Origin of the sequence: Marinobacter sp. JSM 1782161, from assembly GCF_011421605.1 — a bacterium.
Taxonomy (GTDB): Bacteria; Pseudomonadota; Gammaproteobacteria; order Pseudomonadales; family Oleiphilaceae; genus Marinobacter_A; species Marinobacter_A bohaiensis.
Window position 1 is genome coordinate 1,607,083 of record NZ_WSSA01000002.1, and the last position, 23,304, is coordinate 1,630,386.

The 23,304-nt window shown below is 63.6% G+C and carries 21 protein-coding genes; 7 read left to right on the forward strand and 14 right to left on the reverse strand.

The annotated features are described in order from the left end of the window. Nucleotides 1-86: 86 nt before the first annotated feature. The 6 genes from GQB00_RS07185 to GQB00_RS07210 all read right to left on the reverse strand — a co-directional run bounded on the left by GQB00_RS07185 (nucleotide 87) and on the right by GQB00_RS07210 (nucleotide 5,185). Nucleotides 87-530 carry a hypothetical protein gene (locus GQB00_RS07185; protein WP_165855719.1) on the reverse strand — a complete coding sequence of 148 codons (444 nt, stop codon included), beginning with the start codon at nucleotides 528-530 and terminating at the stop codon, nucleotides 87-89. Between the two features lie 106 nt (nucleotides 531-636). Then, nucleotides 637-1,137 carry an N-carbamoyl-L-amino acid amidohydrolase gene (locus GQB00_RS07190; RefSeq protein ID WP_162628872.1) on the reverse strand — a complete coding sequence of 167 codons (501 nt, stop codon included), beginning with the start codon at nucleotides 1,135-1,137 and terminating at the stop codon, nucleotides 637-639. 299 nt (nucleotides 1,138-1,436) lie between these two features. Further along, a complete protein-coding gene (locus tag GQB00_RS07195) occupies nucleotides 1,437-2,423 on the reverse strand; it encodes an FAD-binding oxidoreductase (RefSeq protein ID WP_165855720.1) in 987 nt (328 codons plus the stop codon). Between the two features lie 6 nt (nucleotides 2,424-2,429). After that, nucleotides 2,430-3,236 carry a family 1 encapsulin nanocompartment shell protein gene (locus GQB00_RS07200; protein WP_165855721.1) on the reverse strand — a complete coding sequence of 269 codons (807 nt, stop codon included), beginning with the start codon at nucleotides 3,234-3,236 and terminating at the stop codon, nucleotides 2,430-2,432. After that, a complete protein-coding gene (locus GQB00_RS07205; RefSeq protein WP_111495143.1) occupies nucleotides 3,233-3,622 on the reverse strand; it encodes an encapsulin-associated ferritin-like protein in 390 nt (129 codons plus the stop codon). Before GQB00_RS07205 ends, GQB00_RS07200 begins: the two co-directional genes overlap by 4 nt. 255 nt (nucleotides 3,623-3,877) lie before the next feature. Continuing rightward, complete coding sequence (locus GQB00_RS07210; RefSeq protein ID WP_165855722.1) at nucleotides 3,878-5,185, reverse strand: hypothetical protein; 1,308 nt, start codon at nucleotides 5,183-5,185, stop codon at nucleotides 3,878-3,880. 240 nt (nucleotides 5,186-5,425) lie between these two features. On the opposite strand from GQB00_RS07210, the gene GQB00_RS07215 reads away from it, so the two are divergent. Further along, nucleotides 5,426-7,741 carry a CehA/McbA family metallohydrolase gene (locus GQB00_RS07215; RefSeq protein WP_165855723.1) on the forward strand — a complete coding sequence of 772 codons (2,316 nt, stop codon included), beginning with the start codon at nucleotides 5,426-5,428 and terminating at the stop codon, nucleotides 7,739-7,741. 242 nt (nucleotides 7,742-7,983) lie between these two features. Continuing rightward, nucleotides 7,984-9,819 carry an ABCB family ABC transporter ATP-binding protein/permease gene (locus tag GQB00_RS07220; RefSeq protein WP_165855724.1) on the forward strand — a complete coding sequence of 612 codons (1,836 nt, stop codon included), beginning with the start codon at nucleotides 7,984-7,986 and terminating at the stop codon, nucleotides 9,817-9,819. 33 nt (nucleotides 9,820-9,852) lie between these two features. On the opposite strand, the gene GQB00_RS07225 is transcribed toward GQB00_RS07220, so the two are convergent. The 3 genes from GQB00_RS07225 to GQB00_RS07235 all read right to left on the reverse strand — a co-directional run bounded on the left by GQB00_RS07225 (nucleotide 9,853) and on the right by GQB00_RS07235 (nucleotide 12,599). Continuing rightward, a complete protein-coding gene (locus tag GQB00_RS07225) occupies nucleotides 9,853-10,032 on the reverse strand; it encodes a hypothetical protein (protein WP_111495135.1) in 180 nt (59 codons plus the stop codon). A gap of 100 nt (nucleotides 10,033-10,132) precedes the next feature. Further along, entirely contained in the window at nucleotides 10,133-10,513 is a 381-nt protein-coding gene (locus GQB00_RS07230; protein ID WP_165855725.1) for an STAS/SEC14 domain-containing protein, read from the reverse strand. A gap of 202 nt (nucleotides 10,514-10,715) precedes the next feature. After that, the gene (locus tag GQB00_RS07235) at nucleotides 10,716-12,599 is read right to left on the reverse strand and encodes a methyl-accepting chemotaxis protein (RefSeq protein ID WP_165855726.1); all 1,884 of its coding nucleotides are present in this window, start codon (nucleotides 12,597-12,599) and stop codon (nucleotides 10,716-10,718) included. Between the two features lie 299 nt (nucleotides 12,600-12,898). Between GQB00_RS07235 and nfsA the strand changes: the two genes are divergently transcribed. After that, complete coding sequence (gene nfsA, locus GQB00_RS07240) at nucleotides 12,899-13,636, forward strand: oxygen-insensitive NADPH nitroreductase (RefSeq protein WP_165855727.1); 738 nt, start codon at nucleotides 12,899-12,901, stop codon at nucleotides 13,634-13,636. A gap of 35 nt (nucleotides 13,637-13,671) precedes the next feature. Here the strand turns inward: nfsA and GQB00_RS07245 are convergent, their stop codons facing one another. Next, nucleotides 13,672-14,460, reverse strand: a complete 789-nt coding sequence (locus GQB00_RS07245; protein ID WP_207950629.1) for a DUF2182 domain-containing protein — start codon at nucleotides 14,458-14,460, stop codon at nucleotides 13,672-13,674. Between the two features lie 10 nt (nucleotides 14,461-14,470). Further along, nucleotides 14,471-15,106: a DUF1326 domain-containing protein gene (locus tag GQB00_RS07250; RefSeq protein WP_165855728.1), complete on the reverse strand. Its 636-nt coding sequence runs from the start codon at nucleotides 15,104-15,106 to the stop codon at nucleotides 14,471-14,473. Nucleotides 15,107-15,408: 302 nt separating this feature from the next. Here GQB00_RS07250 and GQB00_RS07255 point away from each other — a divergent pair, with 302 nt between their 5' ends. Beyond that, nucleotides 15,409-16,110: a lytic transglycosylase domain-containing protein gene (locus GQB00_RS07255; protein WP_165855729.1), complete on the forward strand. Its 702-nt coding sequence runs from the start codon at nucleotides 15,409-15,411 to the stop codon at nucleotides 16,108-16,110. Between the two features lie 3 nt (nucleotides 16,111-16,113). Here the strand turns inward: GQB00_RS07255 and GQB00_RS07260 are convergent, their stop codons facing one another. Then, nucleotides 16,114-17,067 (reverse strand): sucrase ferredoxin, encoded by a 954-nt coding sequence (locus tag GQB00_RS07260; protein ID WP_165855730.1) that lies wholly within the window; start codon nucleotides 17,065-17,067, stop codon nucleotides 16,114-16,116. 8 nt (nucleotides 17,068-17,075) lie between these two features. Then, nucleotides 17,076-17,921 (reverse strand): ABC transporter ATP-binding protein, encoded by an 846-nt coding sequence (locus GQB00_RS07265; RefSeq protein ID WP_165855731.1) that lies wholly within the window; start codon nucleotides 17,919-17,921, stop codon nucleotides 17,076-17,078. A gap of 155 nt (nucleotides 17,922-18,076) precedes the next feature. Between GQB00_RS07265 and GQB00_RS07270 the strand changes: the two genes are divergently transcribed. From GQB00_RS07270 to GQB00_RS07280, 3 genes are read left to right on the forward strand one after another with little or no spacing between them, the layout of a single operon-like run. Beyond that, nucleotides 18,077-19,045: an ABC transporter substrate-binding protein gene (locus GQB00_RS07270; RefSeq protein ID WP_165855732.1), complete on the forward strand. Its 969-nt coding sequence runs from the start codon at nucleotides 18,077-18,079 to the stop codon at nucleotides 19,043-19,045. Further along, a complete protein-coding gene (locus GQB00_RS07275; RefSeq protein WP_165855733.1) occupies nucleotides 19,039-20,043 on the forward strand; it encodes a FecCD family ABC transporter permease in 1,005 nt (334 codons plus the stop codon). Before GQB00_RS07270 ends, GQB00_RS07275 begins: the two co-directional genes overlap by 7 nt. Before the next feature lie 13 nt (nucleotides 20,044-20,056). Next, the gene (locus GQB00_RS07280; RefSeq protein WP_165855734.1) at nucleotides 20,057-21,088 is read left to right on the forward strand and encodes a FecCD family ABC transporter permease; all 1,032 of its coding nucleotides are present in this window, start codon (nucleotides 20,057-20,059) and stop codon (nucleotides 21,086-21,088) included. Between the two features lie 100 nt (nucleotides 21,089-21,188). Here the strand turns inward: GQB00_RS07280 and GQB00_RS07285 are convergent, their stop codons facing one another. After that, the gene (locus tag GQB00_RS07285; RefSeq protein WP_165855735.1) at nucleotides 21,189-23,303 is read right to left on the reverse strand and encodes a TonB-dependent receptor; all 2,115 of its coding nucleotides are present in this window, start codon (nucleotides 23,301-23,303) and stop codon (nucleotides 21,189-21,191) included. Between the last annotated feature and the right edge of the window lies 1 nt (nucleotide 23,304).

Here is a 23,304-nt window from a genome sequence, read left to right on the forward strand (position 1 = left end):
AAATTAACTTGAACAGCTAACGCGGAGCTTTGCGGCAATTTTGGAGCCGCGCAGCGGTGTAAAAATTGTCCAACAACAGCGGCTGGTTATATGCCGACGATATTTTCATAGAACCACCCGTCAAACTCGTGCATGAGCTTGGTAGGCGTGAAGCCAAGGCGGCTGTAATTGCCAACAGCTCGAACTAGCATCCACAATGCTTCGTCTTCAATGTCGGCATCAAAGGAGAGGTCATTGCTTGAGGAAAGGTGCTTGATGGCATTTCTGACACGATTTTTCCCATGAGTGGTGTACTCAGCCCATGTCTTCGATGGATTCAACCAAGAAAAAGCTGGATCACAGTAAACTCGATATGACTCCTGCAATGAGTTCTCGATGCCTTTGCTTTTCAGAGCCATGCCTAAAATTTCTTCTGCCGCCCCGGCAAGTGTCAAAGCCGAAACATAACTGCGCTCTTCAAGAAAGAGCGAGAGAGCGGTTTCCAACTGCTCGATGGCCAGATTCACTTTATTATGCGCGGCTTCAGACATAGGCTCTCACATATAACGCCCGCAGCAACCGCAGCTTTGTAGTGGAGCCGCAGGCGCAACGGAAAAGCTGTCGGATTGCCTGCGATTGTTAGGGCGTGACTTAGCGCTACCCACCTTTAATTGCCGCTCCGACAAATACACCAACCAATGAGGACAACACGCCGATGACCACCGGCACCCACCATCGAAGCTCCTTACGACGAACAACTGCTTGAGTTTGTAGCTTCACTGCTACATCTATTAATGCAAGGATTTGTTCGGAGGACAGAGGCAAACGGGAGATATGAGACCTATTGTCTTTCGGCAATGCCTTGAATTGCTCTACCGTAATTACTTCTTCAGTCTGTGTGTTATAAACTCTAGGTTGAGCGCGCCGAACGACTAGTGACTGAAAATCGTCATCGCCTATACCGGCCCGAAAAAATTCGGGATGCTCATTAAAAATGGATTGCCAGTCATTCGCGCTCTTTGGCTTTTCGCCGAGCAAATTAGCCCATGACTCTACCTTGCGTCCCGAATACCTATATGTACCCATTACCTGGATTGCAGCGATTACATCAGCAAGCCTATGTTGATGAGCAAGGTAAGGGGATTGTTTCTCAATCATGACTTGTCCTGTTGTGAGCCCTAACAGTGCTTAGACCGCGTTCCGCGATATCGAATAATCGTGCGTTCTCGATAATGTCGCCCTACGGGCGGTCTCGGCACGGTCGCTAATTCCATTTAAACAACACTTTAGCGTCTCGTCGCCGTTAGCGCCATGTCTTCGTTTGGCTTCTTCATTTTGTCATTTCAATATAACTGTATAAAAAACAGTATCGCGGACGGGAAGCCGGGGCAGGTTTAATTTAGGGGTTGGTGATCCGCAAAACTGGTCTGTGCCGGTTTTCCGAGGGGCGGCGGCTCCTAGTCATAACTCTCAGTACGCACCTCAAACCCCAGTTCCCGACAACGCGGCGTCAGCGCATCGATCATCCCGGAATGCCCGCACAGGTACACCAGCGTGTCCTCCGGCCGCAGCCCCGCTTCCCGGATGTAGGCTTCCACCAGCGTATCCACCCGACCCGTGCAGCCCGACCAGCCCGCGTTACGCGCCTCGTTCGGTCGACTGACGGTGGCCAGGTAGCACACTTGGTTCGGATGGGCGGTGGCCAGCTCGGTCAGTTCGTCGGCGTAGCCGAATTCGTCCTGATAGCTGGCGCCCTGCAGCACGTGGAAGCGTTGTCCGGGATCGGTCTGCTGGAACGCGGCGCGCAGGATGCTGATGAAGGGATTCACACCGGTGACGGTGGAGATCATGAGGTGACTGGCGAAGCGACTGTCGAAGCGCAGTCCGCCCTTGGGCGTGCCCAGGTCAACCGGCTGGCCGACCGTCAGGTTCCGCAACTGCTCCGACATGCGCCCGCCCGGAACCCGTTCCACGAAGAATTCCAGCTGCGGTTCGTGGGGTGCGGAGACGATGGAGAAGCTGCGTCGGACGTCGCCCACGCCGACCTTGACCGACTGACCGGGTTCGAATCGGAAATCCGCCGGGCGCGGCACGGTAAAGCGCACCAGATCGTCGGTCACGGTGACGATGTCGCTGACGGTCGGACGAGTCGGGTCTTCTGCTGTTGGTGATGGGGTTCCGTTCGCCCCAGGTTCGGGTTCGGCGGCGTCGGTTCCAGCCTCGCCGCGGTCGGTGGGGATCTCCGGCACCACGCCACCCATCTGGCGACCGGCCCACTCCAGCAAGCGGGAGGACTGCGCCCAGCGGCGTTGGTGGATGCGGGACAGCATCGACCGCAGTCCCGCATCCCCGCTGTTCCGGCGTGACTGATCCAGGCTGTCCAGGTCCTCCAGCGTGGCCTGGGCGAGCTGCCGGGCCCGGCGGATGTCGGACGGGCTCGCCATGGCGGCTTACTTCTTCTTCGACAGGGAGCAGATGGCGCCGGGCTCCTCCACCCGCAGCACCAGGCTCTCGCTGGCGAACATCTGGTGATGGATGCCGTCGTTGCTGGAGTAGCCGGTCATCAGGTCCTGACCGACGATGATGCGACCGGCGCGCGGGTCGACCAGCACCCCGCCCTCAATTTCGGCCTTGAACACGCCGACTTCGCAGAGGCGCTTGAGATGCTCCAGCTGCAACATGTCGGTGCCCTCGTAGCGCCGGAACAGCAGGTTGTACCAGCGCGGCGACAGGGCCAGGGCGTAGGGGCCATGGAAGCCCTTGTCGTCCAGGTGGTTGACCGCCGCCAGCACGTCGTTGAGCGCTTCCTCGATCTTGCTCCAGTCGGCGCACTTGACCTCGTTGCGCCCCTGCGCGGTCATCAGGCCTTCCAGACCGAAATCAGGCTGGCCGTAGTAGATGAACTCTTCTTCGCGCCGGGCCACGGCTTCGGCGGCGTCTTCCACCGAACGCAGGTCCAGCGGCTGCCCCATGGACTGGAAGCCTTCCAGGCGCCGCACGCTGAGGTCGAAACTCTTGCGCAGCATGGGAATCGCCACCGCGCGACTGAGCACAGCGCCGGCTTCATCGGGTGCCGGCTGACGGCAGTAGCCCTCCTCGCCCACTTCGATGGCGGTCAGGCCCACACCGTAGGGTCCGTCGACGTCCAGGAAGCGGCGGCCGGTGAGGATTTCCCGTGCGGCGGTGACGGCCACCTGATCGATCTGCTCCCAGATGTCTTGGGAGAACGAGGCATTGCCCCGATTCAGGTAATTCATGACGACGCCCCCTTCATGGTACCAATGGTGAACGCGTTGAGCGTGCCCCCGGAATCGTCCGCCCTGGCATCGCTGAGGTCCTTGTCGCTTTCCTCGGCCTCCAGGATGGGCTTGTCGGAGAACAGGTAGATGGACATCTGCTGGGCGAAGTCCGGGTGGTTGCGCCGCAGCCATTCCAGCACCATGCAGGCGTGCTCGATTTCCTCCCGCATGTTGTGCAGCAACAGTCCTCTCAGTTCCTCATTGCTGCTGGCATCGGCGCGCTGCTGATACCAGTCGACGGCTTCCAGTTCCTCCTGCACGGACACCAGGGCCCGGTGCATCTCCTTGGTCTGCTCCGATAACAGCTCTTCGGATTCATGAAAGCTCTCACTTGCACCCGCCATCGCAATCTCCAGAGTCGATTGAATTGAAACGCATGGGTGGATCGAAATCAGCGCTGTCCGCATTCGGGACGCGTAAAGAGGCTTACTTACTAACCTTATGACACAAAAAGCGGATTACAAGGGGAGATAACACGTCGGTAACGGGCCATGGATGCTTCCGACAAACAACAGGAAACGGCGTTTGATGGACACAAGGCACCGGTGGCGCAGGTCACGCCGCTCCCGGCAGGACGAACGAATCAGTTCAGGGCGTAATCAGTTCAGGGCGTAGGTGATGCCGGCAGACAGGACGCTGGCCAGGCCCAGCCCGGTGCAGGACAGCGCCAGGCTCCACTTGAGGGAGGCGTCGTTGGCCCGGTAGCCGGTCAGACGTTCCATGATCAGGGCATTGGCGGCGAAGGGCGTACCGAAGGCTGTGATGCCCCAGCCGGTGACCATGGCCACGCCCAGGCCGAGGACGGCGCTTTCCGGCCAGATCGACCCGAGGATCCCGCCGGCCAGGGTACCGATGACGATCGGGTTGATGCCAGCCAGGCCCGCCAGGAAGTATATCCAGGGCACGCAGGCGGCCAGCAGCGGCCAGCTCCAGTGCGGCAGTTCGGCGGCGCCGTTGATCTGGCCCAGGACGAGACCGCTGATGATGGCGCCGATAAAGGCCGATCCGCCGACGATGGCCAGCTCGTTGCTCACCTTGTCCATGCTGGCGAGCGGCGGGTTCCGGCGACGGCTCCAGGCCAGCAGCCGGGCCCCGATCACCACCGCCAGACAGCTCAGCGTCACCGCGTGGGCGTAGCTCACGGCAAACTGGTGACTCAGCACAAAGACGCCAATGCAGATCGCCACGATCACGCCGGCGAAGCGCAACCACGCGGCCAGGTTGGCGGATTCGTCCGTGCCCGCCTCGTCCTCCGGCGCTTCCGGCTCGCGCCAGATGAGCCCCAGAAACACCATCAAAACCGCAAACGGAATGGCTACGGCCATCAGTGAAGCACTGGTCAGCCCCGGCAGCAAGGTGAGGGTCAGCACCACCGAGATGGACAGGGGCGAGAACGAGGGCGTGGTGCCGAACCCGCGCAGTACCGCGCGGGTGGCATTGCGGGTGGCGGCGGAATCGCCGTCCCGGCGGATGCGTTCGCCCACCAGGCTGCCCACCACGGCGACGGAGCCGAAATTCAGGGGAATCGATACCATCGCCGTACCAAACGCCAGGCTCAGGTACCGTGTGGTGGGGCGGCCCGCGAACAGGCTCACCGAAATCCGCTGCAGATCCCTTGAGCGCCCGAGCACCGTCGACAGCAGCATCACCGCCAGCACCAGCCCTGCCAGCCGGGTGACGTTGGCCACCGCCGGCGCCAGCAGGTCGATATCGCGCCACAGGGCATAGACCAGGCCAATACAGGCCACCAGGAAGACGCCCTGCGGCACCCGTCGCATGTCCTTCCAGCCCAGTATGACGACGATCGCCACCGCCAGGGCACCGGCATAGGTGGCGCCGGGCAGGAACGCAAAAACCGCCAGGATCAGGGACAGGTAGGCCAGCAGCGAGCGGAGCGAAAACGGCATGGGGCATCCTTCAGCGAGCGAAGCCTGTATTCTAAGCAAGCTATGCAACCGGTGGTATTCGCAATTGTGCGAGGGTTCTTGACAGTTCCGGCAGAACGCCGGAACAAAGATGGCTATTGAACAGACATTCAAGGCTTCGTACCCTTCCCTTCAGCCGGGCACCGCACACGGACGACACAAGATCCAACAAACCGGTTTCCGACACCCGACTCGCATACGACAAGGCCATAAGGAGATACCATGTCCACTGCACGCCTGACCGCATTCGCGCTACTGGGCCTCGCCCTGGGCGCGGGCCAAGCCTCTGCCGACGTTTCCGTCGAGCGCGGCGCCACCCCGCTGGTCAACGGGGACGCCCAATCCGCTGAAGACATCACCCTGCGCAACGACCGCCTGGTGGCGTCCATCGCCGTCAAGACCCCGCCGCCGTGGGGCGTGGCGCCTGGCGGCATCATCGACGCCGCGCCGGTGATCGACGGCAAACCGGCCCGGGACAAGGTGTCCCTGATCGATTTCATTCCCAACAACTGGTCCAGCTGGCCCACCACCTATCAACGCTTCCGGATCGTCGAGGACGACTCCGATCGCGCCGTAGTCCGCGTCGAACGGGACTGGGAAGGCGTGGAGCTGGTCACCGTCTACTCCCTGGAGGAAGGATCCGACCAGATCCACGTGGTCACCGAGATGACCAACCACAGCAAGAAGCACTACAAGGACATCCTGTCCGGCTACGTGATGTGGCCGGACGGCGGCCACCTGTTTGGTCCGCCGGGCATGCACGGCACCGAGGAAGGCCCCACCGACAAGGCCGTGGCGAACTGGTCCGCCGCCTATGACGAGAACTGGGGATTCGTGCTGCACGCGCCCTACATGAACTACATCGACTACGACGCCCGCGACCTGTACGAGCAACAGGACCTCGCTCCCAAGGCGTCGCGCATCTTCGAGGCCTGGATCCAGGTGCTGCCGGACGGCAGCATCGCCCGCGCGGTCGACTCTGACATCGAGCGCCTGGGCATGGAATCCGGCCACCTCTCCGGCAGCGTCCAGACACCGGACGGCGAGAGCGTCGACAAGCCCGTGGTCGTGGTGGAACGCGACGGCGAGCCCTACACCTGGGTGGTCGGCCAGGACGGCGCCTACGACCTGAACCTGCCCACCGGCCAGTACGAGCTGTACGCCACGGGCCGCAGCTACGCCGACAGCGAGCCGGTCTCGGTGACAGTCACCGCCGACAGCGACCGGACGATCGATTTCGACGACGTGCGCGCGCCCGGCAAGGTGCACTTCAAGGTCGTCGACGAAGACAGCGAAGAACCTCGCGATGCACGTCTGACCATCCGCGAAGGGCAGACGCCGCTGGTCGGTTTCCTGGGTCAGACCACCTACTTCACCGAACTGGACACGGTCGGCGAGCGGGAAATCGCCATCGCCCCAGGCGACTACGAGTTCGACGTGAGCTACGGCGAGAACTTCCTGAGCCGCGCCACCCGGGTCGACGTGGATGTAGACGCCGGCGAGACGACCACCGAGGAAGTCGAGGTCGAGCAGGTCGCCTTCCCCAACCAGCACGGCTGGTACGCCGCCGACATGCACCATCACTCCGACGTGCTGGACGGCTTCACACCGCCGGAGTTCGCGATCCGCTCGCAGCTGGCCGCCGGTCTGGACCTGACCCTGCTGCTGGATCACGACACCACCCGCAACCTGCCGGAAGCGGCCAAGCTGTCCGCCGGCCGCGATGTGCCGTTCATCCCGTCGATCGAGATCTCGCCATCCTGGGGCCACTTCAACCCCTACCCGATCGATCCGGACGCGAACTACACCCTCAACTCCGGTGAGGCATCGGTGCAGGACATCATGGAGCAGACACAGGCTCTGGGCGGCGAGGCCATCCAGATGAACCACCCGTACATCAAGTACGGCTACTACACCAACGTGGAGAACGGCACCGCGACCGGCGGCTACTTCCCGCGCTTCGACCTGATGGAGATAAACGCCGAGGGCGAGTACGAGAAGACCCTGCGCAAGGCCTGGGATCACTGGAGCCACGGCGAGCGCATCTACCTGAGCGCCGGTTCCGACGTGCACGACGTCTGGAAGCACCGCTCGGGCGCGGTACGCGCCTATGCCAAGGTGTCCGGCCATCTCGACGCCCCCAGCTTTGTCACCGCTCTGCGTGACGGCCACGCGTTCGTCACCTTCGGGCCGATGGTCTACCCGGACCAGGTGTTCGGCGACGACCTGAACATGAAGCTCGGCGACAGCACCACCCTGGGCTTCGACCTGGAAGCGGCCAACGGCCTCAAGTCGATCCAGCTGATCGGCCAGGACGGCCAGGTGGTCGACCAGCGTTCCTTCGACGAGGATGACGTGAAGGGCCGGGCCGAGTTCGAGATCACCGCCTACGAAGACACCTTCTACGCGGTGGTGGTGGAAGACGCCGAGGGCAAGAAGGCGTTCTCCAACCCGATCTGGATCAACGCCATGGAGCACCGTCCGGCACCAGCTGACCCCGAAGCGGCCGAAGACGAAGACGCCTCCGCCGAAAGCTGACCCCTCCGACCGGTCACGGGGCGCCGCCCGCTCCGTGACCGGTCTCTTCCCCTTCGCAGCATTCTTCTTTCACAACACGACGGTCTTGCAGCACCGTTCCCTGGCTGCGACTTTCATTCGCGCCGCCGCATCCAATGCGGGCTTGCCGGGGCCGGTCGACACCGCGATACTCGACAGATCGGTCACCGCTCAGTGCACGTACTCCCTGATCATTCCCACACCGTCACAGGACAACCACGGCTTTGAATCCTTACGCCGACAAAGACGATTTCGCCAACAGAAAACCGGACTGGCGCATCATCGCCAGCCTCTGGCCCTACTTCCTGGAATTCCGCGGCCGCGTGATCCTGGCCGCGGTCTGCCTGGTGATCGCCAAACTCGCCACGGTCGCCACGCCGGTGGCGCTGAAATACATCGTCGATGCCCTGGACCAGGGCCGTGGCGGCGAGGCGGCCCTATGGGTGCCGGTGATGCTGGTGGTGGGCTACGGCCTGCTACGCTTCAGCGGCACGCTGTTCAACGAGGTGCGCGATGCCATCTTCGCGCGGGTGGCGGAACGCGCCATGCGGCGGGTGTCGCTCAAGGTGTTCGAGCACCTGCACGCCCGGGAGCTGGCGTTCCACCTGGATCGCAAGACCGGTGGGCTGGCCCGGGACATGGAGCGCGGCAGCACCGGCATCAGCTTCCTGCTGCGCTTCACCCTGTTCAACATCGTGCCCACGATACTGGAGATTATCCTGGTGGCCGGCATTCTGCTGATCGCCTTCAGGCCCGCGTATGTGGTGGCCATTATCGTCGCGGTGCTGGCCTACATCATCTTCTCGGTCAAGGTCACCGAGTGGCGCACCGGCTTCGTGCGGGAATCCAACGCCCGGGACAACGAGTCCAACGCCCGCGCCCTGGACAGCCTGCTCAACTACGAGACGGTGAAGTACTTCAACAACGAGGCCCACGAATCGAAAGTCTACGACGAGGACCTCAAGGCCTGGGAAGGCGCGCGCCTGAAAAACCGACTGTCACTGGCCACGCTCAACGCCGGCCAGGCGCTGATCATCGGCGTGGCGCTGATCGTGATCATGGGTATGGCGGTGTCGGACGTGATCAGCGGCGCCATTACCCTGGGCGACTTCACCATGATCAACGCCTACCTGATCCAGCTGTTCATCCCGCTCAATGCGCTGGGTTTCGTGTACCGGGAGATTCGCCAGGCACTGGTGAACGTGGAGCGGCTGTTCGGGCTGCTGGAGCAGCCACCCACGATCACCGACAAACCGGACGCGCCAGAGCTGGCCACCGACGGCGCGACCGTCCGTTTTGAACACGTGGGCTTTGCCTACCGTCCCGATCGCCCGATCCTTCGGGACATCGACTTTACCCTGCCCGCCGGCACCAAAGTCGCGGTCGTCGGCGCCAGCGGCGCCGGCAAGTCCACCCTGGCCCGCCTGCTGTTCCGCTTCTTCGACGTGGACAGCGGCGGCATCGCCATCGACGGCCAGGACATCCGCGACGTCACCCAGGACAGCCTGCGCCGCGCCATCGGCGTGGTGCCCCAGGACACGGTGCTGTTCAACGACAGCCTCTACAACAACCTGGCCTACGGGCGGCCGGAGGCAACGGCGGAGGACGTGCATCACGCCGCCCGACTGGCCCATCTGGACCGGTTTATCGAAGCGTTGCCGGAGGGCTATGACACCAGGGTGGGGGAACGCGGACTGAAGCTGTCCGGCGGTGAAAAGCAGCGGGTGGCCATCGCGCGGGTGATCCTCAAGAACCCGCCGCTGCTGATCCTGGATGAGGCCACCTCGTCACTGGATTCTCTCTCGGAGCAGGCCATTCTCGGCGCTTTGAACGAGGTCAGCCGCAGCCGCACCACCCTGGTGATCGCCCACCGCCTGTCCACCATTCGCGACGCCGACCGCATCCTGGTGCTGGACCAGGGCGCCATCGTCGAAAGCGGCGACCACGCCAGTCTGCTGGCCAGAAACGGCCATTACGCGGCGCTTTGGCGCCAGCAGCACCGGGACGATGCCCGGCAGGAGTCCCCGATCGCCGACGCCAGAACGCCGGGGCCCGACTAGAAAGGCCCTTTGGAGAGCCTCTTGCCCGGCTCCCTAGAAGAAGAAATGCTGCACCATTTGCATGACGATCAGCAGCGCCAGCAGCGGGAAAATCCAGCGGGTCAGTTTGCTGTAGTCGCGCCCGTCGTCGTTGCCGGCGTACTTCTCCAGAATCGGTATCAGGATAAACAGCGTCAGGAACAGGACCGCCAGAATGATCAGCAGTGTTGTCACAATCGGTACCTCCTGACGGCCATTGCATCACGCGGCCGACGCCGGGTAAAGCCGCCGCCCTCGCCGGCAACCTCAACCGGACAGTCTCAAGCGGACAAGCTCAGCCGTTCAGCCAGGCCAGCGCCTCGGCCTCCGTCTTGAAGAACTTCAGGTCACCGGAGATGAACCAGGCACCGATCTTGGCGACATGATCCTGCCAGTGCCTGTCGCCGAAGATGGCAATCCGGTCGAACTCCTTGCCGTGTTTGAGGCCTAGATTGAAGTCATCCCAGGCCGCCCGGAGCCCCCAGCCTTCCAGCTCGGAAGCGTCGAACAACACTTTAATCCTCGGTTTCTCCACCGCCGCCAGGGCGGACTCGATCATCGGCGTGATGGTCTCATAGTCTTCGTGGGTCAGCTTGCCCTGCGCCTTGAAAGTCAGCAGGAACTGATTGTCCACCCGCTCGATACCGATGGCCACGCCATGTCTTCTGATGTCCATCACCGTTCCTCCCATCCCAGCTCATGTCCGCCCCTTTTTTCGAGGGCGACTTTTCGGGAGCGACTGACACTGCTCCTGCATTCAGTTTGACACCGACGCGGGGCGACAGTTTGATCCAGCTCAGACAATCTCCGGGTGCCAGACAGGCGGGAGGAAACCCCCGGCGCGGCCGCCGTCCGGGCCGCACCGGAGAGGGCCTGCTTCAGGCCACCCGGAAGCGGCGGGTGCTGCCGGACAGGCGCTCGGCGTGATCCGCCAGGCGCTGGTTCTGCTCGCCCAGCTCGGTGCCGATGGTCTGGGACTCGCCACTCTGGTGACGGATTTCCTCCATCTTCTGGGCAATGTCGTCGGTGGTGGTGGAGATTTCCTCGACGGCGACCACCACCTGGTCCATCTCGGCGGTCAGCGACGCAATGGACTCGGTGACATGGCCCATGGCACTGGCAATCTCGCCGGCGCTGGCTTCGCTTTCCTCCACCAGTTTCAGGCCGTTGCCGATCACCTGGTCCATCAGGCGGGTCTGCTTGTTGAGGTCATCGATGATGCTGACGATGCTGTTGGTGGCCTCGACGGTTTTCTGGGCCAGGGTGCGCACTTCGTCGGCCACCACCGAGAAGCCACGCCCCGCCTCGCCCGCCCGGGCCGCTTCGATGGCCGCGTTGAGGGCCAGCAGGTTGGTCTGGTCCGCCAGCCCGTTGATCACGTCGATGATGCCGGTGACGCGGGAGCTGGACTGGGTCAGCTGCTTGACGTGATTGTGGGACTCCTGGATCAGGTCAGACAGGCTGTCCATGGTGGCCATGTTTTTCTGGATCACCTCGGCGCCGGACTGGGCCGCTTCATTGGCTTTCTGGGTGGACACGCCCACCTGGGACGTGCGCTGGGCCACATCCGCCAGGGTGACGGAAATCTGCTGGCTGGCGGTGGCCGCCTGCACGGTCTGTGATTCGACCGTGTCGCTGTTGGCCGCCAGACGCGCCATGCTCTGGTCGAGCTGCTGGCGCACCTGGACCAGGCTGTCGGTGCTGCCGATGGCGTCGCGCATCAGGTGGCCGATGTTGTCGATCATCTGGTTCACCGCCGACGCCAGCTGATTGAACTCATCGCGGGGATTCTTGCCGGGCGTCAGGTGCTGGGTCAGGTCGCCGTCGGACACGCCGGACAGCACTTCCACCGTCCGCTGCAGGCGGCGCACCAGGGTGCGGGACGCAATGAACAGCGCGATCACCAGCACCGGTCCGAAGACGCCCAGGGTGCCCAGGCTGGCCCAGCGGGCTGAGGTTTCCGCGTTCTCGGCCTCGGCCAGCGAGCGGGCCACGATGCTGGAGTGCAGCGTCTCACTCAGTTTCATGACGGCCGCTTGCAGGGCCTCACCCGAGGCGGTGGCCTGGCTGTCCACAGCCAGCAGGGCCTGCATCTGGTTGTCAGCCTGGTCGAAGGTCTTGCGGTAGGCCTTGACCTTCTCGCCGATCACGTTGTCTTCCCAATCGTACTGTTTGACCAGGGCTTCCAGATCCGATATCGCCTGACGAGCCCCCTCGGCGCCGGTGACATCGCGCTCGTTGATGTAGCGGGACTTGCCCTGCTCAACCGCTTCAACCGTCTCGTCGAAGAGACTGATGGACAGATTCTTCAGGTCCAGCAGCGCCTTGGTCAGCGTCTGGCGCATGCCCTCCTCATCGGTCAGGCCCAGGGTCTGCAGCTCGTCGATCCAGGTCTTGCGCTGCTCGACATACTGGCGCGACTGGCTGGACACCTGGTCCGCCAGCTTGCGCACCGCCGGGTCGTCCAGCTTCTTGCTCTGGGCGCTCAGATCCTGGGCTTTGGCGAGAAAGGTATCGAGGCGCTGGATCACGGCATCGCGATCCGCGGACTGGAAATTCGCCAGGTCTTTTTCGACGCCGTTGTAGCGGGTGATGAGATCGCCGTAGCGACTCTGGTGATTGATCATGTCGAAGGCGTCCCGGTAGGACGAGGACACAGACTCCAACCCCCAGATCACAGCGAGGGCGATGGCGAGGAAGCCCAGGGGCGTGACCACGATCAACGCGAGAAATTTCTGACGCCAGGACAGATTCAGGGACACCGGCCTTCTCCTTATTATGAACGGCACGTTGTTGCGAACGGCACGACTTCGTGAAATGAATGCTGTGGTAATCCGCCATTGCTTTTATTCTATTTAGGGCGAATTGTTCCGGTTGGTCGCACGAGATTCTATGTATTTTTTGTTACTTTCTATGCGTTTAACAGCTTTTAACATGCTCACGGTCATGTTGCCGTATTGATTGCCGGTTTCAGACGTTTCCCCGATCAAGCCCAACGATTGAGCCCACCGGAAAAACAGGCAGAATGAGCGTTCGTCCCACCGGATTACAGCGAGGTTCCATGAATCCGACCATCGAGACCCTGTTATCGCACCGCTCCATCCGCAAGTTCAGCGACCGGAAAATCCCCCGCCCCCTGCTGGAAACCCTGGTGCGAGCGGGCCAGAGCGCGGCCACCTCCAACCACGTGCAGGCTTATTCCATCATCCACGTGGTGAATCCGGACAACCGCGCCAAAGTGGCCGAACTGGCCGGTGGCCAGGCCTACATCGCCGAGTGTTCGGATTTCCTGGTGTTCTGCGCTGACATGAAACGCTCCACCGAAGCGGCCGAGCGCGCCGGGGCGGACGTGGTCCGTGGCATGATGGAACAGTTGCTGGTGGCCAGCGTGGATACCGCGCTGATGGCCCAGAACATGGTGGTGGCGGCCGAGTCCGAGGGGCTGGGCATCTGCTACATCGGTGGCATCCGTAACAACCCGGCGGAGGTCAGCGAGCTGCTGCGTCTGCCCGAGCATGTCTACCCGGTCTTCGGCCTGTGCCTGGGCTATCCCGATCAGTCGCCGGAAGTGAAGCCGCGCCTGCCCATCGAGGCCGTGCTGAAGGAGGACTATTACCAGGACGCCCAGGACGAACCGCTGGTGGCCGCCTTCGACAGCACCATGCGCGACTACTACCATTCCCGCACCGGCGGCACCAAGGACACTACCTGGTCGGAACAGCTCAAGCCGCTGTTCACCTCCAAACTGCGCCCGCACATGAGCGACTTCCTCAAGCAGCGAGGCTTCGGGCTGAAGTAGCCAATCGCGTACCTGGAGCCGGCCAGTGCCCGGCTTCAGGCCAACGCCGATACCAGCAACCAGCTCCCCGCGAGGGCCGATAACACCCCCAGGCCCCGGGCCAGCCATTCGCCGCCGGGCATCACCTTCTCCAGCAACACCACCAGGGTCAGGCCGGCGATCACCAGCAGATCCATCACCCCGCCGACGAACAGCAACACCATCAGGGCGCTGCAGCAGCCCACACAGTAGGCGCCGTGCACCAGCCCCATGCGCAACGCACCGGCCAGCCCCGGTTGCCAGTGCTGCATGATAAACCCCGCCGGGCCTCGACAGTGACGCAGGCACACCGCTTTCCAGGGAGACCACTGGTACAGCCCGGCCAGCAACAACACCACGCCACTGAACACCAGGCTCTGGCTGCGCATCATGGGTGACAGGATCGCCCACTGCTCCAGCAGCCACTGCAGGGCCGTCGCCACGACGCTGAACAGCACCCAGACCAGGCCGTACCCGGTCACGAACAGGAGCGTTCCGGCGGTTTGTCGCGGCTGCCGGTTATAGGCCGCCACCTGGCGGTGTACCAGGACCATGGGAATCGCGCTGGGCAGCATCATGGCCATCATCATGATGGCCCACATCAGGAACATCATGACGGCGTAGGTCGCGGTCCAGGGCCGGAAGGTCATCATCTGCCCCATGGACGCCATGCTGTCCATGCCCAGCGCCATGTCCACCAGGTACCACCAGCTCAGCAGGATAACCAACCCGACACCACCGAGCAGGGCCATACTCTGACGCGAGAGCGGTGGGCTCGCCAGCGCTCGGGAGTCGACATTGCCCATGCCGAATCACCTAACGGTGTACGCCGGTCGGCCCGATATCCAGGCGCGACATATGGCTGTGACTGGCATCCAGTGCCAGCGGAATCGCGCCGCTGGCCCGGGTTCGGCCACTGGCCACTTCCGCCACCGCATACTCGAAGCCCCCGGGGAGGTCGATACGCGCCCGGTGCGCTTCACCGGTCACCGGGTTAATGATCGGCTGGCCTTCGGCCTCAATCATGTCACCGACTTTGACCCGGGCGGTCCGGTCGTCCACATCGCCCTCGATCCGGATGTCACAGAACACCGGGTCGTGCATCTTCGTCATGGTGCTGGCAAACACATTGAAGAACGTGGCCCCCGGCTCGGAGGTTTCTCCCGACAGGATCGCCAGCAGGGCATCCCGCTGTTCCTGGGTGGCCCGCTCGTCGATGAACGCCTGGGCCTCACCGTTGCCTTCGTGGATCGCTCCCGGCCATTTCAGGGTCATTACAAAGGACAGACCGTCGAGCCGGACATCCCCGAAATAACCATCGTCCACGCGGACGGCGCCAATCGCCTTGCAATCCCCCTGCGTCGGCCGCCCGTTGAACTGGCACGGGCAACCGTAGTCGCAATTGCAGTTAATAAATTCGAAACCCTTCAGTCGCCAATCAACCTTGTCCATTGCTGCGGCTCCTCTGAGTCTCGCCGCCTCAACCCTCAGGTTAATAACGCGCGGGGCCTGTACCCAAGCCCCGTTTTACCGTCTGTTAGATCGATGTGGCGCAAGCAGAGCGTGGATAGTGGCGTCCGTTACGACGGCGAGGAACACCGGAGAAACGGAACCGGTTAACAGCGTTCCAAACGTAACAGTTCTCCCACAAACGAAGGGATTTCATCCGGGGCTCAAACGCTTATGATGCACGCAAATGCTATGCTCTGTGCACAGCGGCGTGTGACAAGGAAGACCGGAACAGCTGAACGACCATGACAGGTAAAACCCACTCTCCCCTAGCGTTTCTCACACTGGCGGGTCTGCTTTTGTGCGCCCCCCTGGCGGCCGACACCATCAAGCGCGTGGTGCTTCCGGACGGTTCGGTGGAGTTCACCAACGTCAAGGGCGATGCCATCGCCTCCACCAAGAATGAGGTGGTCTACCGTTACCGGGACGACAACGGCGTGGTGTCCTACAGCGGGGAGCGGCCCGACCACGGCCAGGTGGACGACGTGATCCGCTTCTCCTGCTACGCCTGCAACCCCAACTCGTCAGTGAACTGGCATACGACCCCTCTGTTCCGCACGCCCTATCGTCACGAAATCCAGGAGGCGGCGGACCGCTACGGTGTGGATAAGTCCCTGGTCCGGGCGGTGATTCACGCGGAGTCGGCGTTCAACCCCGAGGCCCTGTCGTCCAAGGGCGCCCAGGGGCTGATGCAGCTGATGCCGGCAACGGCTCGGGAGCTGGGCGTGAATAACGCCCTGGTGGCGTCGGAGAACATTCGTGGCGGCGTCGACTACCTGGCCCGCATGCTCAAGCAGTTCAACGGTGACGTGCGTCTGGCCACGGCGGCCTACAACGCGGGGCCCGGCGCCGTCTCCCGCTACGGCGGCGTGCCGCCCTATGCGGAAACCAAGGCCTACGTGAAGCGGGTGGGGATTCTGCGGGATCGCTACGCGGACAGCCAGTAACGCTTAGCCGCCCGCCGTGACGTTCGTGGAACGGGAGGATTCGAGGGCCTGCACATCACTGGCTCGCCAGACGGTCGCGGTGGAAGGACCATCCGGCCCGATATCCGCGCAGGTGTCGTAGCGTAAAACCCGGGATTGAGCGCAGTGGACGACGAGCCGGCCCTGCGCGTCGTCGCTGCGCCACGCACACACCACCGTCGCCCTGCCTTCGGCCACTTCCCCGCCGCTCTCCGGCTCAACCCGGGCGACAACCCCGTTGCTCTCCAGCCACTGCAGGGCCGCTACCTCCGCGCATTGCTGTAAGGGGTTCAGCGTCGAGTTGCCACGATAACAGGGCCAATAGGGACGATCCGCCAGCTCGGCAGCCAGTAACGGTTCGATATGCCCGGCATCGAGTCGGCCGTATTTGCGGGTCGCCGGAAACACCATGGTGCTGGCCGCCAGGCGACAACCGCCCAGGTGGGAGCTCTGCCACACCTCAAACCGTCCGCCACCCTGCGCCACCGCGCGTTCGAGTGCCTGGAAAGTCGCGTTGCCAAACTTGGCGCAGCACTTGTCTTTCTTGCCGTGGGTGCAGCACAGGATCAGCGGTTTATCGGCGCGGGTCGCTCCCCAGGCTTCCAGGTCGTCGCCGTTGAGCAGCGCCTCCAGAAAATCGGGAAGCTGCTTCCGGGGCACCTCCAGCGTCAGGTTCTCGGGCATCAGGTAGATGCGGTGACGGTCCGACGCCTGCTGCTGCCGGTGAATCAGGTTAACCCGCCGCCCGCCGGCAAACACCGCTTCAATGCGGTCCAGCACGGCGTCGCTCATGTCCCGCGCCTTTCGCAGACTGCGCAGCCACTTGCCGCTGGGCCAGCTGATCAGCAGGTTGCACGTAGCGTGGGCGCCAGTGCCCGGGAGCGGGTCGTCCACCTGTCGGCTCTGTGTGGCGCAGAATACGGTTGCTTCACGGGCCATGACCGCTCCTAGGATGCTTCGCTGCGACGCCCGGTCGCCGGCTGCCTCACCGAAACCCGGGGCACGCACACCGGCCGACCGGAGTGCGGGTCGTGAATGATGTGGCTGTCCAGGTCAAAGACGTGCTTGAGGCGATCGGCGGTGAAGACCTCCGCCGGTGATCCCACGTGCTCGACCCGCCCCGCCTTGAGCATCACCAGGGTGTCGGCGTAGGTGGCGGCGAGGTTGAGGTCGTGAAGCACCATCAACAACGTCCGGCCATGGTCGTGGGCCAGTCGGACGAGCAATTCCAACAGCTCGACCTGGACTTTCAGGTCGAGGAACGTGGTGGGCTCATCCAGCAGGATCAGATCGGTCTGTTGCGCCAGCACCATGGCAATCCAGCAACGCTGACGCTGCCCGCCGGACAATGCGTCCACGGGGCGATCCGCCAGCGCCGACACGCCGGCAGTATCCATGGCCTCGAAGACCGCGACCTCGTCGCGGCGGGTCCACTGCTTCCAGAGGCTCTGGTAGGGGAAACGCCCCAAACCGACCAGCTCACGGACCGTCAGGCCCTCAGGCGCGGTCGGGCTCTGGGGCAGCAACCCGAGGCGGCGGGCCACCGACAGCGTGGACTGGCCGTGAATGCCCTCACCGTCGAGAATGACCTGCCCGGCGCGGGGATCGATGGTGCGCGCCAGGGTCTTGAGCAGGGTCGACTTACCACTGCCGTTGGGACCCAACAGGACAGTGACCTCGCCGTCGGCGACCTGGAAGTCGACGCCGTGCAGCACGGCCCGGTCGCCGTAGGTCACCTCCAGGCCACGGCCTTCGAGGCGATGGCGGACATCAGGGTCGTGCGGTGAAGACATAGGCAGTATCGGGCAATGGAGGTTCCTGGCTGGAGTCAACGCGGCATCAAGGTCGAAATAGAATGACCAGGGATGGTATTATTTACGATTCTCATTTTCAATTCCGCGAATCGTTACGACACTCACCGGACATGCCACCCAGCCCAGCCCGTTCTATGCCTCAGCTCCCACGACCCTGGCGGGCGCTGGGCGCCTCCATCCTTCTCCTGGCCGCGCTTGCCGGCGCTCCGTCCCTGGCGACGGGCGCCCCGGCGTCGCCAACGGATGCCTCCGGAACCCGGCCCGAACGCCTGGTCACCCTGTTTCAGGGCGCCACCGACACAGCCGTCGCCCTCGGGCTGAAGCCGGTCGGCGTGGTGGAATCCTGGGTGGAACAGCCCATGTACCGCTACCTGCGCCCGGCGCTGCCCAACGTGCAGTACCTGGGGCTGGAAACCCAGCCAGACCTGGAGAGTATCGCCTGGCTCAAGCCGGATCTGATCATCGGTGCCCGCAATCGCCATACCCTGATCGAGCCGCTGCTGTCGCGCATGGCGCCCACGCTGATCGCCGATCAGCTCTACGACTTCAAGGCGCTGCTTCGGAGCATGGGTCGCGCCACCGGACGTGATGCCCGGGCGCAGCAGTTGCTGGCTCACTGGCAACGCCGCGCCGATGACTTTCGTCGCAAGATGGCGGACCAACTGGGGGATCGCTGGCCGCCCACGGTGTCGGTGATCAGCTTCCGCAGCAACCACGCCCGCATCTACTACGGCGGCTTCGCCCGCACAGTGCTGGACGATCTGGGCTTTCGCCGCCCCAAAGCCCAGCAGCAACCTGGCTGGGGCATCAAGCTGACCAGCCAGGAAAGCATCCCGGCCATGGACGCGCAGGCGATCTTTATCTTCATGGTGGCGTCGGACGAGGCGGTCATGGATACCTACCGGACCTGGACCCACCACCCGCTCTGGCAACAACTGCAGGCCGCCAGACATCACGACGTGTTCCGCGTCGATCCGGTGACCTGGAACATGGGCGGCGGCTATCTCGCGGCCAATCGCATGCTGGACGACCTCTACGCCCACTACGACCTGACGCCGTTCGACGGCGAGGACGACAGCGCCAGGGAGTGCCCATCGTGCTGACTTCCCGCGCCGGCAAGCTGGCCGGACTGCTCTGCGCCCTGGTTCTGGTGCTGGCCGGTTTTGCCGGCAGCCTGGCGCTGGGCACCTTCCACACGGCTCCGGCCGTAGTGATCGATGCACTGGTTGCATTTGATCCGGCGTCCACCAGCCACCTGATCATCACCGCTGAGCGCCTGCCCCGGGCGGTTCTGGCGATGCTGGTGGGCGCCAGCCTGGCGGTGTCCGGTGCGCTGATGCAGTCGCTGACCCGCAACCCCCTGGCTTCACCTGGCATTCTGGGTATCAACGCCGGCGCCATGCTGTTTGTGGTGGTCAGCGCCGCGCTGCTGCAGACCTCCGCCCCGCAGACGCTGGTGTGGGCCGCGTTTCTCGGAGCCGCCGTCGCCGCGGCGCTGGTCTACGCGCTGGGCCGCCAGCCCGGCAGCGGCATTTCCCCGCTGCGCACGGTGCTGGCCGGCGTTGCCGTGACGGCCCTGTTTGTCTCATTCGCACAGGGACTGCTGGTGATCAACCAGGAACGCTTCGGCAGCCTGCTGTTCTGGCTGGCCGGCTCGGTATCGGGCCGCGACCTGGAGACTGTGCGTTCCCTGCTTCCGCTGTTCCTGACGGCGCTGCTGCTGTGCCTGCTGCTCACCCGCCAGCTCAATATCCTGGGGCTGGACGACGAGCTGGTCCGCGCGCTGGGCCAACGAACCGGGCTGGTGCGACTGGGCGTGGGTGTCATTGTCATCCTGCTGGCCGGAGCGTCAGTGGCCCTGGCCGGCATGATCGGCTTCATTGGACTGATCGTGCCCCACCTGGCGCGTGGTCTCTTCGGCCGCGATCACCGGTGGCTGCTGCCCGCCTGCGCCCTACTGGGCGCGGCCCTGTTGCTGCTGGCCGACACGGCGGCGCGGCTGATCATCCCGCCACAGGAAATCCCTGTAGGCGTGATGACGGCCCTGCTGGGCACACCGCTGTTCCTGTTCCTGGCCAGCCGACAAAAACACGCGCTATGACACGGGGTACGCCATGAGCAAAACGTGGGTCCTGAGAACCGCTGGCGAACGCCTGGCCCTGAAACTGCCGCTGCGCACGCTCACAACCATCGCGGGCCTGGCCCTGTTCCTGGCCGTCAGCGCTTTTGTGTCGCTGAGCCTGGGTACGCGCGACACCTCGCCATTGGCGGTGTGGCAGGCCCTCACCGGCGATACCGAGCTGTCCCTGATCGTTCGGGAAATTCGCCTGCCCCGGGTGCTGCTCGCCATCATGGTCGGCGCCGCGCTGGGGATCGCCGGCCTGCTGCTGCAGGGGCTGGTGCGCAATCCCCTCGCCTCTCCCGACGTGATCGGCATCACCACCGGCGCTTCGGCCGCCGCGGTGCTGCTGCTCACCCTCGGCATCGCCCCCCAGGGCAGCCCGCTGTTGCCGGCCGGTGCAATTGCCGGCGCCTTCGTCGTTGCGCTGGTGATCCTGGCACTGGCCTGGGAGCGACACATGTCGCCGGGACGACTGATTCTGGTGGGCGTGGGCATTGCCGCGGCGATGGGCGCGCTGATCACCCTGATGCTGGTGATGAGCCCGGACACCACCGCCATGAACGCCTACCTGTGGCTGACCGGCAGCCTCTACGCGGCCCAGTGGGGCGACGTGCTGGGGCTGCTGCCCTGGCTGGTGGTTTTCCTGCCGCTGGCCCTGGGGAGCGCCCGGCACCTGGACGTGATGGCCATGGGCGACGACATGGCCACGGGGCTGGGCAGCACCCTGCAACGAAACCGCCTGATCCTGCTGCTGGCGGCGGTGGCCCTGGCCGGCTCGGCGGTGGCCTTTGCCGGCGGCCTGAGCTTCCTGGGTCTGGTGGCGCCGCACATGGCGCGCAACCTGCTGCGCTCGGGCAGCGCGGCAATGGCGTTGGCCGCTGCCTTGATCGGCGGGTTGATCCTGCTGTTTGCGGATCTGGTGGGTCGGATTGGTTTCCTGCCGCGGGATTTGCCGGCCGGGGTGTTTGTCGCGGGGATTGGCGCGCCCTGGTTCGTCTATCAGCTCTATCGACTGCGGCGCTGAGGCAGGAGAAAGAGGAAAGAGCCGGTCCGCCCTGGGGGCCCGAACAGACCGGCCTGTTCGTTACTGCGAGCTATTCATCCCTGAATCCGAATCATCCTGATCAGAAGTTGACGGCGTAGCCAAGGGTCACGGTGCGTCCGCGTCCCTTGAAGTAGTAGTCGTCGCTGACCCGTGCCGCCTGAGAGTAGTAGGTGACATAGTCTTCGTCAGTCAGGTTCTCTATACCCAGGCTGATGCGCCCCTTCGGCAGGCGGTAGCCCACGGCCGCGTCCACCAGCGTGTAACCGTCGAAGTCCAGCTCGTCGTTATCGACGTTGCGATCCAGGTAGTGGAATGCCTGGAAGCGGGTGGTCAGACGCTCGGTCCAGGTGCTGCTCCAGCCCAGACGGAAGGTGTCCGGTGCGATGTTGATGCCGGTCAGCTCGGTATCCACGTCGCCATCACCGTCCGTGTCCGACTCCCCCTCGGAGTGAGCGTAGCTCAGGGTCACGCGGTGGGCGTCGTTGACCTGCATGGCGCCGCTGACTTCCACCCCCTGGATTTCGGTCTTCTCCCGATTACCGACCCAGACGCCGTTCACTTCGGTCAGGCGCTCGCCGTAGTCGGAGTCGGATTCGTAGTAGCTGATTTCCAGCTCATAACGGTCCCAGTTGAAGCGGGTGCCGATCTCGCGATTGTCGGTGACAATCGGCTGCAGCGTCAGCAGGGTGTCCACGTCTTGCCCCGGATCGCTGATACCGCGCAGCACCCGGCCCACGTCCGGCATACCGAAACCTTCCGAGTAGTTGCCGTAGACCTGCGCCCAGTCGGTCAGGTTGTAGACCAGGCCGACGTTGAACAGGGTCTCGTCGAAGTCCGGGTTGCCGCCATCGACGGTCACGTTGTCCTGGGTGACGTTGCTGCGGTCGATGGTCTGGTAGGTGTCGACGTTCAGTTCGGCGTACTCGTACCGAGCGCCGCCGTGCAGCGTCAGATCATTGGTGATCGCCAGGTCGCCCTGCAGGAACGCGGCGTAGTTACGGAAGGTGGATTCCGGCACGTACGTGCGACCGGTGTGCACCAGCTCCTGTCGGGTTTCGTCCTGCAGCACGTCCACCCCGGTGGTCAGCTTCAGGCGGTCGTTGAACAGCCCGTCGCGCACCAGCGTGAACTTGCCGCCCAGCTTGTCCGACTCATTGCGGGTCTGGTCGTAAAGCGTGTTGCCGTTGCCGTCGTCGTACGGGAAGTACGGGGTGGTGGCAAAGCGCGCGCGGAAGGTCTGGCTGTAGAGCTTGGCGTCCACCTGATTACCCAGCCAGTCGCCGTGGGCGTAGGACAGGCTCGCGGTGGTCACCTCGTTGTAGCCGGGATCGCCGTCGGGGTCGCCTTTCTCCGCGGTGGTCGGAATGCCCGCGTCGCGGTCGCCGGAGACGGGCACGTAGTCGCCGTTGCCTTCCAGATCGAAGCGGTTCACCGAAAATTCGACATTCTGGTTGTCGTCGATCCAATAGCCCAGCTTGGCCATCACGTCGTAGCTGGTGGAGTTCTGTATCTCGCCGGGATAGGCCACACCGATGCGCTCGTCGTCGCCGCCGTAGAAAACGCCCCGCTCCTGGAAGGTCCCGCCCGCCAGGTAATCCCACTGGCCGCTCTGGCCGCTGGCCTGATAATTCGCCTTGTAACCCAGGCCGTCGGACTCGAAGTCGTCGTCCGAGGTCAGCTGCACACCGGCGGACTGGTTGAATGACCCGCTTTCCGCGCGCTTGGTCACGAAGTTGATGATACCGCCGGTCGCCCCCAGGCCGTGCTCCGCACTGGCGCCGTGGATAACCTCGATGCGTTCAACCATGCTCAGGTCGATGGTATAGCTGTCCCGGGCGCTGTCACGCAGAGGATTGGTCTGGGGAACCCCGTCAATCAGGAACAGCGCGGAACGGCCGCGAAAGGTCTCGCCGGCGTTCGACAGCTTCTGCCGGCTGGGTGAATAGGACGGGATCAGGTTGCTCAGCACCTGGCCGGGATCATTGGTGATGGCCAGTTGTTGCTCGATCTGCTCACGGGTGATGACGGTGACTTTCTGAGGCGTCTCCCCTTCCACGCTCTTGTTACGGGTGGCGGAGACCACCAAAGGCGCCAGCTCGTCCGTGTTGGTGTTGGAGGAAGCAACGCCGGGCAGTACCGCGCCGGACAGGAACGGTGCCAGCCATAGGGCACGTCGTTTGGGTACAGCAATCATG